Origin of the sequence: Phytobacter sp. V91 (genome assembly GCF_965644225.1) — a bacterium.
Lineage (GTDB): Bacteria > Pseudomonadota > Gammaproteobacteria > Enterobacterales > Enterobacteriaceae > CBFFRJ01.
Genome location: NZ_CBFFRJ010000016.1, coordinates 41,245 through 55,462 on the forward strand (window position 1 = coordinate 41,245; position 14,218 = coordinate 55,462).

At 55.7% G+C, this 14,218-nt stretch carries 13 protein-coding genes; 11 read left to right on the forward strand and 2 right to left on the reverse strand.

What is annotated here, in order from left to right:
- Positions 1-85 precede the first annotated feature (85 nt).
- The 3 genes from avtA to ACSZO4_RS05370 all read left to right on the forward strand — a co-directional run bounded on the left by avtA (position 86) and on the right by ACSZO4_RS05370 (position 4,688).
- Positions 86-1,339: a valine--pyruvate transaminase gene (gene avtA / locus ACSZO4_RS05360; protein WP_437887839.1), complete on the forward strand. Its 1,254-nt coding sequence runs from the start codon at positions 86-88 to the stop codon at positions 1,337-1,339.
- Between the two features lie 383 nt (positions 1,340-1,722).
- Positions 1,723-2,871 (forward strand): collagen-like triple helix repeat-containing protein, encoded by a 1,149-nt coding sequence (locus tag ACSZO4_RS05365; RefSeq protein WP_437887840.1) that lies wholly within the window; start codon positions 1,723-1,725, stop codon positions 2,869-2,871.
- Between the two features lie 92 nt (positions 2,872-2,963).
- The gene (locus ACSZO4_RS05370; protein ID WP_437887841.1) at positions 2,964-4,688 is read left to right on the forward strand and encodes a ShlB/FhaC/HecB family hemolysin secretion/activation protein; all 1,725 of its coding nucleotides are present in this window, start codon (positions 2,964-2,966) and stop codon (positions 4,686-4,688) included.
- Here ACSZO4_RS05370 and ACSZO4_RS05375 read toward each other — a convergent pair.
- Together ACSZO4_RS05375 and yiaJ are read right to left on the reverse strand one after the other, a co-directional pair.
- Complete coding sequence (locus ACSZO4_RS05375; RefSeq protein WP_437887842.1) at positions 4,680-5,153, reverse strand: 4Fe-4S dicluster domain-containing protein; 474 nt, start codon at positions 5,151-5,153, stop codon at positions 4,680-4,682. The genes ACSZO4_RS05370 and ACSZO4_RS05375 overlap by 9 nt on opposite strands.
- A 119-nt stretch (positions 5,154-5,272) precedes the next feature.
- On the reverse strand, positions 5,273-6,088 hold the full coding sequence (yiaJ, locus tag ACSZO4_RS05380) for an IclR family transcriptional regulator YiaJ (protein ID WP_437887843.1): 816 nt from the start codon (positions 6,086-6,088) through the stop codon (positions 5,273-5,275).
- A gap of 376 nt (positions 6,089-6,464) precedes the next feature.
- Here yiaJ and yiaK point away from each other — a divergent pair, with 376 nt between their 5' ends.
- The 8 genes from yiaK (at position 6,465) to araD (ending at position 14,097) form a co-directional block, all read left to right on the forward strand.
- Entirely contained in the window at positions 6,465-7,463 is a 999-nt protein-coding gene (gene yiaK, locus ACSZO4_RS05385; protein WP_437887844.1) for a 3-dehydro-L-gulonate 2-dehydrogenase, read from the forward strand.
- Between the two features lie 11 nt (positions 7,464-7,474).
- Positions 7,475-7,942 carry a YhcH/YjgK/YiaL family protein gene (locus tag ACSZO4_RS05390; RefSeq protein WP_437887845.1) on the forward strand — a complete coding sequence of 156 codons (468 nt, stop codon included), beginning with the start codon at positions 7,475-7,477 and terminating at the stop codon, positions 7,940-7,942.
- A 44-nt stretch (positions 7,943-7,986) separates the two neighbouring features.
- Positions 7,987-8,922 carry a DUF4862 family protein gene (locus tag ACSZO4_RS05395; RefSeq protein WP_437887846.1) on the forward strand — a complete coding sequence of 312 codons (936 nt, stop codon included), beginning with the start codon at positions 7,987-7,989 and terminating at the stop codon, positions 8,920-8,922.
- A gap of 53 nt (positions 8,923-8,975) precedes the next feature.
- Positions 8,976-10,295, forward strand: coding sequence for an MFS transporter (locus tag ACSZO4_RS05400; protein ID WP_437887847.1), 1,320 nt, complete (start codon positions 8,976-8,978; stop codon positions 10,293-10,295).
- Between the two features lie 94 nt (positions 10,296-10,389).
- On the forward strand, positions 10,390-11,895 hold the full coding sequence (locus tag ACSZO4_RS05405) for an FGGY-family carbohydrate kinase (RefSeq protein WP_437887848.1): 1,506 nt from the start codon (positions 10,390-10,392) through the stop codon (positions 11,893-11,895).
- On the forward strand, positions 11,892-12,545 hold the full coding sequence (gene ulaD, locus ACSZO4_RS05410) for a 3-keto-L-gulonate-6-phosphate decarboxylase UlaD (RefSeq protein ID WP_437887849.1): 654 nt from the start codon (positions 11,892-11,894) through the stop codon (positions 12,543-12,545). The genes ACSZO4_RS05405 and ulaD overlap by 4 nt, the downstream gene beginning before the upstream one ends.
- Before the next feature lie 2 nt (positions 12,546-12,547).
- Positions 12,548-13,408, forward strand: a complete 861-nt coding sequence (locus tag ACSZO4_RS05415; protein WP_437887850.1) for an L-ribulose-5-phosphate 3-epimerase — start codon at positions 12,548-12,550, stop codon at positions 13,406-13,408.
- The gene (araD, locus tag ACSZO4_RS05420) at positions 13,402-14,097 is read left to right on the forward strand and encodes an L-ribulose-5-phosphate 4-epimerase (RefSeq protein WP_437887851.1); all 696 of its coding nucleotides are present in this window, start codon (positions 13,402-13,404) and stop codon (positions 14,095-14,097) included. The genes ACSZO4_RS05415 and araD overlap by 7 nt, the downstream gene beginning before the upstream one ends.
- Positions 14,098-14,218 lie beyond the last annotated feature (121 nt).

Consider the following 14,218-nt stretch of genomic DNA (forward strand, 5'->3'; position numbering starts at 1 on the left):
AACGCCAATCTCATCGCATTTGCACCGCAGAGTATGTAGCGCTATGGTTAGCCATTTTTAAAATCAGACCGACAGAACAGCTGCTATGACATTTTCACTTTTCGGCGACAAATTCACCCGCCATGCAGGCATCACGCGCCTGATGGAAGATCTTAATGACGGCTTACGCACCCCTGGCGCCATCATGCTCGGCGGCGGTAATCCGGCACAAATCCCGGCGATGACCGACTACTTCCAGAACTTACTGACTGAGATGCTGGAAACCGGCAAAGCCACTGATGCGCTATGTAATTATGACGGCCCGCAGGGCAAAACTGAGCTGCTGACGTTGCTCGCAGGCATGCTGCGTGACGAGCTGGGCTGGGATATTGAACCGCAGAATATCGCACTGACAAACGGCAGCCAGAGCGCGTTTTTCTACTTATTCAATCTGTTTGCAGGCCGTCGTGCCGACGGAAGCACCCGTAAGGTGCTCTTCCCGCTGGCGCCGGAGTACATTGGCTATGCCGATTCCGGCCTGGAAGAAGATCTGTTTGTCTCGGCCCGGCCGAATATTGAGCTGCTGCCGGAAGGCCAGTTCAAATACCATGTCGATTTCGAGCATCTGCATATCGGCGAAGAGACCGGAATGATTTGCGTCTCACGCCCGACCAACCCCACCGGCAACGTCATCACCGACGAGGAGTTGATTAAGCTCGATGCGCTGGCCAATCAGCACGGGATTCCGCTGGTCATCGACAATGCCTACGGCGTGCCTTTCCCCGGAATCATCTTTAGCGAAGCGCGTCCGTTATGGAATCCGAATATCATCCTCTGCATGAGCTTGTCGAAACTGGGCCTGCCGGGCAGCCGCTGCGGCATTATTATCGCCAACGACAAAGTGATTTCGGCTATCCGTAATATGAACGGCATTATCAGTCTTGCCCCTGGCGGCATTGGGCCTGCCATGATGTGCGAAATGATTAAGCGTAACGATCTGCTGCGCCTGTCGGAAACGGTGATTAAACCCTTCTACTACCAGCGCGTGCAGGAAACCATCGCCACTATTCGCCGCTATTTGTCGCCGGAGCGCTGTCTGATCCATAAACCGGAAGGGGCGATTTTCCTCTGGCTGTGGTTTAAAGATTTGCCCATCAGCACCGAGCTGCTTTATCAGCGCCTGAAAAAACGTGGGGTATTAATGGTGCCGGGGGATTACTTCTTCCCGGGTCTCGATAAGCCCTGGCCGCATACTCACCAGTGTATGCGCATGAACTATGTTCCGGATCCGGACAAAATCGAAGCCGGAGTCAAAATTCTCGCGGAAGAAATTGAAAACGCCTGGCGCGAAAACCCGTAGCCTATTATCAGGCCTTCGCCATGAAGGCCTTTTTATACCAAACAATAACCACACTAATTAAATAGTTAATTAATTAGCCTGCTGTTTTAATATAGATATATTCAGATGCATACTTTTTAATATTTTCCAGTGGATTTAAAAATATATTATCAAGTTAACCAAAGCCACACCAACTATTAACCATTTAGCATAGCTAAACTGTTAAATATAGTTTTAATTTATTGTTTTTAAATGGTTATTTAATTTCAAAATAACACGAAATTAGGAATAATCATATTTTTTAGTAAATCATTAAATAACCACCAACAATCCACTCCGGGAATCCAAAAGCCTCTTACACTGATTATTACGCCAGGCGGCGTTTTATTTCAGAGGGTATTATCATGGCTACCTGTAAAATTAACCACCTGAGTACAATCGCGGTGGCGGTTATTCTTGCATTCTCCTTAGCGGCCTGCAGCGGCAGTAGCGGCGGCTCATATTCCAAACTGAAAGACGGGCAAACGTCAGGCGCGGACGGTCAGACGGCAGGCAACGGTTCCGATGGCAGCACAGGCGGTGGCGGCAGTGGCGGGAGCAACGGCGGTGGTTCGGATGGCGGCACCAGCGGAACAGACGGCGTTGATACCACGACCTCTAACTCCGCAGTCGGCACTCTGGTAAGCGATGCAGGCACTGCGGTATCAAGCGTGGGTGGCACCCTGGACGGCCTCGGTAGCCAGCTACCCAGCGATAACCCGGTCACTTCCACGGTCGCAACCACCGTCAGCGGGCTGGGTACCGTACTGAATACCGCCGGAACGGGCGTCAGCACCGGGCTTGGCGATTCGAACAATCCCAACGGCGTGGGCACCACGGTGCAGGGAGTCACCTCCTCGGTAACCGCGCTGGGGAACACCGTCTCCGGCGTTGGCACCAACCTTGCCAGCACAACCGCCAACACCGGCCTTGCGCCGGTCACCAACCTTGCAGGCACCATTGTTGACAGAACCGGCCAGGTGGTCAGCACCACCGGGAATGCATTAACCACCGCGGTTGCCAGCGAGGGGGTCAGTAAACTGACGACGGGGGCAACGACGCTGGTGAACAACACCACCGGAGGCGTTGAGAAGTTGACCCAGGGCGTGGGGAGCACCACCGGGCTGGGTACACCGGTGAATAACCTGCTGACTACCGTCGGCAATGGCGTCAGCGGCGTGGGTAGCAATGTAAGTTCGTCGAATCCGAACCTCGCAGGCGTCGGTCAGGTTGTGCAAACCCTGGGGCAGACGGTGACCGATGTGGGCGGACTGGTAAAACCGGCCTCGACCTCGACGGGTAGCGGCACAACCAGTAACGGCGGTATTTCCGCCAATGCCAGCGTCGATGCCAGTAAAAGCGGACTGCTCGCCAACGTAGGGGCAACCGTCAACACCCTGACGGCCGACCTCAATGCTTCAGTAACCAATAACACATCCAGCACCAGTGGAAACACCCACCCGCTCAGCGGGCTGACCAGCACGGTTGGCGGGATCCTAAAACCTAATAATTAGTCCTTCTTTTGTGCCCCCGCCAGGGGGCACGTTTTCACAGCAACAGTTTTCACCCTCTGACGGGTGACAGAAAAATAAAAAGGGACTGAGCGATGAAACTGCCACTCTGCTCCGTGCTGCTTTGCATCAGCGTACTGACGCTTGCCCGCGCCGATACCCTCCCGGCGATTGTTGACTCTGCTAACCCGGCGAAGCCCTCGCGAACGATACAAGAACCGGATACCCGACAGCTACCTGCCCCCAAAGTGACGGTAGCCAAACCCGACACTGCGCTCACGCCGGACACCCCGGTGCAGGTCAAACATATTCAGTTTATCGGCGGCACCGTCTATCCGCTGAAATCCCTGCTCCAGCCGTTTCGCCCTTATGCCGGCAAAACCGTACCGCTAAAAACCATCATTAATCTGGCAAATGATATTACCGCCCGCTACCGGGCCGATGGTTATCCTCTCTCTTACGCCTGGCTACCGGACGATAATTTTCACAACGGAACCATCAAAATTATCCTCGTGGAAGGTTATGTGGCGCGCAGTGAAATCAACAGTAATAACGCCATGATTGCCGCGCGTCTTAAACGCCTTGCCGAAAAAATCATGGCGGCACGGCCGCTGTCACAGGCGCTTTTTGATCGCTACAGCCAGTTAATGACCCGCACGCCAGGCAGCAAAGTGGACGTTAGCGCCCAGCTGCCGAAGAATATCTACGGCGCGGCAGTCATGAGCGTCAACGCGCAACAGCCGCATATCTGGGATATCTCCTCCACGCTGGACACCCGTCGCGGGCAGAGTCTGGCGCTGGTCAATGGCTCCCTGAGCAACCTGACCAGCTATGGCGATCAGCTCGGGGTGGCGACCTTTGTCCCACTGGGTGACGGCGCAGATAAGCATTACTTCGGGATGAATTATCAGCAGTTTGTGAATGATGAAGGCCTGAGCGTGCAGCTTAAAGGCAGTTATTATCGCGACGATCCAAAGAGCTACGACCCTTTACTCTACCTGCCTAATGGCATCTCGGTGGATGCCCGGCAAAAAACCACCCAGTACAACGGCGGCGTGAGTCTGAACTATCCCCTGCTGCTGACCCGGCAAAAACAGGTCAACCTCTTTGGCGGCATGGATTACACCGACCGACGCAACGACTACCGCCTGCGGGCCCGGGGATTTGGTCAGACCCAGGAGTTGCCGGAGCAAAACCAGCGGGTACGCTATCCGGCCCTGGAGTTTGGCATCAACGGTATCCGGGCATTTGAGGATTCAGGCACCCGCCTCGGCGGTGGTATTTCTGTTCGTCAGGGGCTGGATGCTCTGGGGGCAAACGCCTCGCCAACCCAGGGCACCGATGTCGATTTCACCCGCTGGAAAGGCCAGCTCGACGGCGCATGGCTGGTTACGGAAAACGTCCGCCTTTCCGGTGCGCTGGAAGGGGTATGGTCAGATAATGATTTACCTGAAGCAGAACGAGTAAGCTTCGGTGCCCAACGCTTTGGTCGCGGCTATCAGGATGGCGAGGCGCAAGGGGATTACGGCTATGGTGGTCAGGTTGAGCTGCGTTATTTGCACAGTCGAAAAGAGAGCCAATGGCTGGCAACGGTACAGCCCTATGTACTGGCAGACACCGCACGCAGCGGGTTTAACCAGCCCGGCTATCGCCATCAACGCTTAAGCTCCGTCGCCGCAGGCGTGATGCTGGGCGATAATCGCCACTACAGTCTGACGTTTGAAGCGGCGCGTCCGACGGGAGATGTCCCCACAGACAGCCGCCAGCGCGAGTGGCGCTACAGCATGACAGTGACATGGAACTTCAATAACTTACAGTAAGTAGCTCTCCAGTCGCTGCTGGCGCAGTTTAACGGGATCGATACAGTTCAGGGCGCTGGTCGGGCAGGCTTCCACACAGGCTGGTCCATTCTCACGGTGCAGGCACAGATCGCATTTCAGCGCCTGAACGCGGGCATTTTCCAGCGTCACTTCCATGGCCCCAAACGGACAGGCCATCATGCAGCTTTTACAGCCAATACAGAGAGATTGCTCAACCTGAACCGCACCATTAACCCGGCTGATGGCGCTCACCGGGCAGACGTTGGCGCAGGGAGCATCTTCACAATGATGGCAGGTCACCGCCGTGGTTAATGACCCGGTTTTCACCACCCGGATGCGGGCGCTGAAGGCGCCAGGGGAAAGGGCTGCGCAATCCTGGTTTTGCTGGTGCGACACCACACAGGCGACTTCACAGGTACGGCAGCCAATACATTTGGCTGAATCCGCGATAATAAAACGGTTCATCTTCCACTCCGCCGACGTTGAATGCCGTCAGAGTGCCAGAAAATGCACCGTTCATGCTTTGATCCTGGCCGGGATTGTTGCCAGATCTGTCACTTGCCCAGGCACATCTGGCCTTCTGCCTACACCCGCAGGGTAAAGCCCAGCTCTTCAGAGATAGCCTGAGCGGTATCGCGCAGCGGCTTGAGCAGGTTTTTCTCGCCAATCTGTTTCAGGCGTGAAGTGGAGAGCGAAATAGAAATGGCGTAAGGCACGCGATGGTGAATATCAAACACCGGCACCGCAATACAGGAGACGCCCAGTTCGTTCTCCTCGCGGTCCATCGCCATAATGCCTTCGCGTATCTGCGCCAGCTCGTCATACATCGCAGGCAGTCCGGTGATGGTATTACGGGTCAGCGGCTGGATCTGCTCCTGATGCGTCTCCCAGTACTCTTTCACATACTCCTGCTGACCAAACGCCATATAGATCTTACCCATCGCCGAGCAGTACAGCGGCATATGCTGACCAATATAGGCGCGGGTACGCAGCATGCCCGTGGTCGGCTCCAGCTTGTAGATCAGGATGGCATGATCGTCTTCACGGCTGGAGAAGTTGATGGTCTCCCCTGTGGCGATATTCAGGGCTTCCAGATGCGGGGCCGCAACGTGAATAATATTCAGCGACGTCAGGGCTTTTTGCCCAACGGCGATAAATTTGGTGGTCAGGCGGTAACTTCCGGCAGCAGGCGCAGGGGTAACGTAGCCACAGGATTGCAGCCCCTGGAGCAAACGGTGCACGGTACTTTTGTTCAGCCCGGCAAGTTCAGACAGATGGGCAAGCGGGCAACCGTTCGGGTAATTGCTCAATATTTCAATCAACATCAAACCGCGAAACAAGCTCTGGCTTCCTGCCGGCCTCTCTTTCTCCTGCGTGTTTTCACTCTCTTTTGTGTTCATCGCTTTCGTTCTCCATTTTGTGGCGACCTGATGGTAGCGCAAAGTGTGTTTCACTTCACGATCTGAACAGAAATTTTGTAATTAATTGATTTTATTGAAATTCAAAAAACTATGCAGCAATTGATTTGTTAAATCATGATCGTTATATTTGAAATCAGATTTCGCATAGTGAAATTTAAAGGTTGCACAATGTTCTCAGCGCCAACACCAGGAGAACCTTTCACAGGTTGTTAGCAGCCATCCCGGTCACCGGGAATAACACGAATATGCATCAAAAACGCACCGCTCCTGTCGGCGCGTTTTTGCAACCCAACATCATTTAGTGGAACGTTATTTCACTATATGAAACGAAAAAAAGCCGTAATGGAGAAAGGGTATGTTATTGAGTTTTGCGGACCTTAAAAATGAGTTTAACCGTGTCCTGCTGGCGCGCGGTGTAGCGGCAGAGACCGCCGACGCCTGTGCGGAGATGTTTGCCCGTACCACCGAGTCCGGCGTCTATTCACATGGCGTAAACCGTTTCCCACGCTTTATTCAGCAACTGGAAAACGGCGACATCATCCCGGAGGCGCTGCCAAAACGCATCACCTCACTGGGGGCGATTGAGCAGTGGGATGCCCAGCGTTCTATCGGCAACCTGACCGCGAAAAAAATGATGGATCGGGCGATTGAACTGGCTTCCGACCACGGTATTGGCCTGGTGGCGGTGCGTAACGCTAACCACTGGATGCGCGGCGGCAGCTATGGCTGGCAGGCGGCGGAAAAAGGCTACATAGGCATCTGCTGGACCAACTCCATTGCCGTTATGCCGCCGTGGGGCGCGAAAGAGTGCCGCATCGGCACCAACCCGCTGATCGTTGCTATCCCGTCGACACCGATCACCATGGTCGATATGTCGATGTCGATGTTCTCCTACGGCATGCTGGAAGTGAACCGCCTGGCGGGTCGTCAGCTGCCGGTTGACGGTGGTTTCGACGACGAAGGCAACCTGACCAAAGACCCGGCACCGATTGAGAAAAACCGTCGCATTCTGCCAATGGGCTACTGGAAAGGCTCCGGTCTGTCCATCGTGCTGGACATGATTGCCACCCTGCTTTCCGATGGCTCTTCCGTGGCCGCCGTTACCGAAGACAACAGCGATGAGTTCAACATTTCGCAGGTGTTTATCGCCATCGAAGTGGACAAACTGATCGACGGCGCGACCCGTGATGCCAAGCTGCAACGCATTATGGATTACATCACCACCGCTGAACGCGCCGATGAAGATGCGCCAATCCGTCTGCCGGGCCACGAATTTACCCGTCTGCTGGAAGAAAACCGCCGCAACGGCATTACCGTTGATGACAGCGTGTGGGCGAAAATTAAGTCGCTATAAGGAGTGCCATCATGATTTATGGACACATTTCTCAACCCAATGCCTGCCGCTATCCAGCGGCCATTGAGAAAGCGCTCGATTTTCTGCGTACCACCGACTTCAGCAAGCTGGAGCCGGGGGTGGTCGAAATTGAGGGTCGTACCATCTTTGCACAGATCCTTGACCTGACCACCCGTCCGCACGATGAACTGCGCCCGGAAGTACATCGCCGTTACCTGGATATTCAGTTTTTACATTCCGGCGAAGAGCAAATCGGTGTCGCTATCGATACCGGAAACAATGTAGTGAGTGAAGAGTTACTGGAACAACGGGATATTATTTTTTATCACGACAGTGAAAATGAATCCTTAATTGAAATGGTGCCAGGTAACTACGCCGTATTTTTCCCGCAGGATGTTCATCGCCCTGCCTGTAATAAACATCGGGAAACTGCAATTCGTAAAATAGTGGTTAAAGTTGCGATTTCCGCTTTGAATTAATCCGTAATTATTTATCGCTTACCGATAAATAAAAGGAGTTGAAAATGGAAAGAAATGACGCCGGCTATATTATCGGCGCATACCCTTGTGCGCCTTCATTTCACCAAAAAAGCGAACAGGAAGAGACGGAATTCTGGCGCTTACTCGCGGACACGCCCCACATCCGCGGGCTGGAACAGCCCTGCCACGAGAATTTTCACCCTTATGGCGATGAGTGGCTGTTCCAGAACACGCCGCAGGAGTGGGAGATGGTGGTCACCGCTATCCCGGAAACCATGCGCCGCCGTGGCGGGGGTAATGGCGCCTTTGGCCTGGCCTCCAGCGATGAAGAACAACGGCTGGCCTGCGTCGAATTTCATCGTCATTTACTGAATAAAATCAATGCAGTAAACAAACGCTTTGCTGGCAAGGTTATCTCTCTTGAACTGCAGGCGGCCCCACTGGCAGGTAATAGCAACGTGGCTCAGGCGACCGATGCTTTCGCCCGCTCGGTAAAAGAAATTGCCGGCTGGGACTGGTCATGCTCGCTGGTGCTTGAACACTGCGATGCAATGAACCAACCCGCGCCGCGCAAAGGTTTCCTGCCGCTGGAAAACGTGCTGGAGAGCCTTGCTGGTTACAACATTGATGTGTGCATTAACTGGGCGCGCTCCGCCATTGAAGGGCGAAACACCACCCTGCCGCTGACGCACACCCAGGCGGTAAAAGCCGCGGGCAAACTGGGGGCGCTGATGTTCTCCGGCACCGCAACCGAGGGGCCGTATGGCGAATGGACTGACCTGCACACGCCATTCGCGCCGTTCTGCCCTGCAAGCTTGTTAACGATAGAAAGCGCAAAAGAATTATTTAATGTGGCTGACTCAGCAAAACTACAGTTTGCCGGTATTAAATTACTGGAAATTGATGCTAATGCTGATGCGAATCATCGCATAGCCATATTACGCGATGGCATTAACGCGTTAAACAAAGCCACACAATAACTATAAAGCGTCACTTTAATCGCAAAGTCAGTTACTTTTAACGAGAGATTAATATGAACACTTCCTCTTACGCTACATCTGCGGATATTCCGCGCCAACGCTGGTTAAGAATTATACCGCCAATTCTTATCACCTGTATTATTTCTTATATGGACCGCGTTAATATCGCTTTTGCCATGCCCGGCGGGATGGATCAGGAGTTAGGCATCACCGCCACTATGGCGGGTCTGGCTGGCGGTATTTTCTTCCTTGGTTATCTCTTCTTACAGGTGCCTGGCGGCAAAATTGCCGTCCACGGCAGCGGCAAGAAATTCATTGGCTGGTCACTGGTGGCATGGGCGGTAATCTCCGTACTCACCGGGCTTGTCACCAACCATTATCAACTGCTGGCGCTACGTTTCCTGCTCGGTGTGGCAGAAGGCGGCATGCTGCCGGTGGTGCTCACCATGATCAGTAACTGGTTCCCGGATGCTGAGCGTGGTCGCGCTAATGCCATCGTGATTATGTTCGTGCCCATTGCCGGGATTATCACCGCACCGCTGTCCGGCTGGATAATCACCGCTCTGGACTGGCGCTGGCTGTTTATCATTGAAGGTCTGATGTCCATCGTCGTACTGGTGCTATGGGCGCTGACCATCTATGACCGCCCACAGGAAGCGCGCTGGATTTCAGAAGCAGAGAAGAAATACCTGGTGGAAACCCTGGCTGCCGAACAGCAGGCCATCGCCGGTAAAACCGTGGTTAACGCCTCGCTGAGCGCCGTGCTCTCCGACCGCACCATGTGGCAGCTGATCGCCCTGAACTTCTTCTACCAGACCGGGATTTACGGCTACACCCTGTGGCTGCCAACCATCCTGAAAGAGCTGACTCACACCAATATGGGTCAGGTCGGGATGCTCGCCATCCTGCCCTATGTTGGCGCGATTGCCGGCATGTTCCTGTTCTCTTCCCTGTCTGACCGCACCGGTAAACGTAAGCTGTTCGTCTCCCTGCCGCTGATTGGTTTTGCGACCTGCATGTTCCTCTCGGTCGTACTCAAAGAGAGCGTCTGGCTGTCCTATGCCGCGCTGGTCGGTTGCGGCTTCTTCCTGCAATCCGCAGCCGGTGTGTTCTGGACCATTCCAGCCCGTCTGTTTAGTGCCGAAATGGCCGGTGGCGCGCGCGGTGTGATTAACGCCCTGGGTAACCTCGGCGGCTTCTGCGGCCCGTATGCCGTCGGCGTGTTGATCACCCTGTACAGCAAAGATGCGGGCGTCTACTGCCTGGCGATTTCACTGGCGATTGCCGCGCTGATGGCGCTGCTGCTGCCGTCCAAGTGTGATGCCAAAGCGTCGTCTGTTGGTGCGGTTAATGCGACCAAACGTGCGGCCTGATGCCCCCACCCCAGCCCTCTCCCACCGGGAGAGGGAGCAAAAGCAAGTTAGGCCCCTCACCCACTCAGGAGAGGGGCAACACCAGGAAAAAAAGATGAGTGAAAGAGAGACCTTCTGGTTGGGTATCGATTGTGGCGGTACTTATCTGAAAGCAGGCCTGTATAACAGCCAGGGTAAAGAATTCGACATTGAACGCCAGTCGGTGCGTACGCTCAGCCCGCAGCCGGGCTGGGCAGAGCGCGATATGGCGGAGCTATGGCAGCACTGCGCGGCAACCATTGCCCGTCTGCTGCAACGTACCGGTATTCGCGGCGAACAAATCAAAGGCGTCGGGATTTCCGCTCAGGGCAAAGGGCTGTTTTTACTCGATAAAAACGACCAGCCGCTGAGTACCGCTATCCTGTCCTCCGACCGCCGCGCAATGAACATTGTGAAGTGCTGGCAGCAGGATGGCATTCCACAAAAACTCTACCCGTTAACGCGCCAGACTTTATGGACCGGGCACCCGGCCTCGCTGCTGCGCTGGGTTAAAGAGAACGAGCCGCAGCGTTACGCGCAAATTGGCTGCGTAATGATGGGCCACGATTATCTGCGCTGGTGCCTCACCGGCGTGAAGGGGTGCGAAGAGAGCAATATCTCTGAATCCAACCTCTACCATATGACCACCGGGCAGTACGATCCCTGCCTGACGCAGTGGCTTGGCATCAGCGAAATCGACGCTGCGCTGCCGTCCATTGTGGGTTCAGCGCAAATTAGCGGTGAAATCACCTCTCAGGCAGCCGCCATTACCGGTCTCGCGGCGGGAACCCCCGTCGTGGGCGGTCTGTTTGATGTGGTTTCTACCGCTCTCTGCGCCGGACTTGATGATGAGTACACCCTTAACGCCGTGATGGGGACCTGGGCGGTCACCAGCGGCATCGCCGATGGGCTGCGCGATAACGAATCGCATCCATACGTCTACGGGCGCTACGTCAACGACGGGCAGTACATCGTGCACGAAGCCAGCCCGACCTCTTCCGGCAACCTCGAATGGCTGACCGCGCAGTGGGGCGACATCAGCTTTACCGAGATAAACCAGCTGGTCGACAGCCTGCCCAAAGCCGCCAGCGATGTCTTCTTTCTGCCGTTCCTGTACGGCAGTAACGCCGGACTCGACATGACCAGCGGCTTCTACGGTATGCAGGCGCTGCACACCCGGGCGCATCTGTTACAGGCGGTCTACGAAGGGGTGGTGTTCAGCCATATGACGCACCTCAACCGCATGCGCGAGCGCTTTACCGAGGTCCGCGCCCTGCGCGTCACCGGCGGCCCGGCGCATTCCCGCGTATGGATGCAGATGCTGGCGGACGTCAGTGGTCTGCCCGTTGAACTGCCGCAGGTGGAAGAGACCGGCTGCTTTGGCGCGGCCATCGCGGCACTGGTCGGCACCGGCGTTTATCAGACCTTCACCGACGCCCAGCAGACCCTCAATTACGAGATGCACACCCTGACGCCGGACATGAACGCCCATGCCGCCTACCAGCGCAAATATCACCGTTACCAGATTTTAATTGCCGCACTTCAGGGCTTTCACGCCCGTATTAAGGAGCACGCTTTATGAGCCGACCACTACTGCAACTGGCGCTCGACCACACCGACCTTGCCGCCGCCCAGCGCGATGTTGCGTTATTACAGGACCACGTCGATATCGTGGAAGCAGGGACCATTCTGTGCCTGAGCGAAGGGCTGAATGCCGTCCGCGCCCTGCGCGCGCAGTGCCCGGAGAAAATCATCGTGGCCGACTGGAAAGTCGCCGACGCCGGAGAAACCCTGGCTCAGCAGGCGCTGGAAGCAGGCGCCAACTGGATGACCATTATCTGTGCCGCGCCGCTGGCGACCATCGAAAAAGGTCATGCGGTTGCCGCAGCCCGTGGGGGTGAAATCCAGATCGAACTCTTTGGTAACTGGACGTTCGACGATGCCCGCGACTGGTACAGCACCGGCGTTCGCCAGGCGATTTATCACCGTGGTCGCGACGCGCAGGCCAGCGGTCAGCAGTGGGGCGAAGTGGATCTGGCGCGGATGAAAGCGCTGTCGGATATCGGTCTGGAGCTGTCCGTCACCGGAGGCATCACCCCGGCCGACCTGCCGCTGTTCAAAGAGATCAACGTGAAGGCCTTTATTGCCGGACGCGCCCTTTCTGGCGCGGCTCACCCGCAGCAGGTCGCAGAGGAATTCCATGCCCGCATTCGCGACATCTGGGGAGCCTGATCATGCGTAATCACCCATTAGGTATTTATGAAAAAGCGCTACCGAAAGACTTATCCTGGCCGGAGCGTCTGGTTCTGGCTAAAAGCTGCGGGTTCGACTTCGTGGAGATGTCCGTTGACGAAACCGACGAGCGCCTCTCAAGACTCGAATGGAGCACCGCCCAGCGCGCCTCGCTCGTAGAAGCGATGCTGGAAACCAATGTCGCGATCCCATCGATGTGCCTGTCCGCTCATCGCCGCTTCCCGTTCGGCAGCCGCGATGAAGCCGTGCGCGAACGGGCGCGGGATATCATGACCAAAGCCATCAGGCTGGCGCGTGATTTGGGTATTCGTACTATCCAGCTCGCCGGTTACGACGTCTATTACGAAGAGCATGACGCCGGTACCCAGCAACGCTTTGCCGAAGGTCTGGCCTGGGCGGTGCAACAGGCCGCTGGCGCACAGGTCATGCTGGCGGTAGAGATCATGGATACCGCGTTTATGAACTCCATCAGCAAATGGAAAAAGTGGGACGAGATGCTCGCGTCTCCGTGGTTCACCGTCTACCCGGACGTGGGCAACCTCAGCGCCTGGGGCAATGATGTCCCTGCCGAACTGGCGCTCGGTATCGACCGTATCGCCGCCATTCACCTGAAAGATACCCAGCCAGTGACGGAAACCAGCCCAGGCCAGTTCCGCGATGTCCCCTTTGGCGAGGGCTGCGTCGATTTCGTTAACGTCTTCAGCACGCTACAGGATCTCAATTATCGCGGCGCATTTCTGATTGAAATGTGGACCGAAAAAGCCAAAGAGCCGGTGCTGGAGATCATCCAGGCCCGTCGCTGGATTGAAGCCCGTATGCAGGAAGGAGGATTCGCATGTTAGAACAATTGAAAGCCGAAGTACTGGCGGCAAACCTGGCGCTGCCCGCTCACGGGCTGGTGACCTTCACCTGGGGCAACGTCAGCGCGGTCGATGAGACCCGCAAACTGATGGTGATTAAACCCTCCGGCGTCGAGTATGACGTGATGCAAGCCGAGGATATGGTGGTGGTGGATATCGCCAGCGGCAAAGTGGTGGAAGGCAGCAAAAAGCCCTCTTCCGATACGCCGACGCATCTGGCGCTGTATCGTCGCTTCCCGGAGATTGGCGGTATTGTGCATACCCATTCCCGCCACGCCACCATCTGGTCGCAGGCCGGTCTGGATCTGCCCGCCTGGGGCACCACCCATGCGGATTATTTCTACGGCACCATTCCCTGCACGCGCCTGATGACGACTGCGGAGATTAACGGTGAGTACGAGTACGAAACCGGCGAAGTGATCATCAAAACCTTCGAAGAGCGCGACCTGAACCCGATGCAGGTTCCGGCTGTACTGGTTCACTCCCACGGTCCCTTTGCCTGGGGCAAAGACGCGCACGATGCGGTACACAACGCGGTCGTACTGGAAGAGTGCGCCTACATGGGCCTGTTCTCCCGCCAGCTGGCACCGCAACTGCCGGATATGCAGTCTGAACTGCTGGATAAGCACTATCTGCGGAAACACGGAGCGAATGCCTATTACGGGCAGTAGTTCCTCTGCGGCCTGATGCCCTCACCCCGGCCCTCTCCCACAGGGCTGTCTCTTATACACAAATCCTCCGGCAACATTGTCGGGGGATTTTTTTGAATCTTTTCCCCGTTTGTTGATCTTT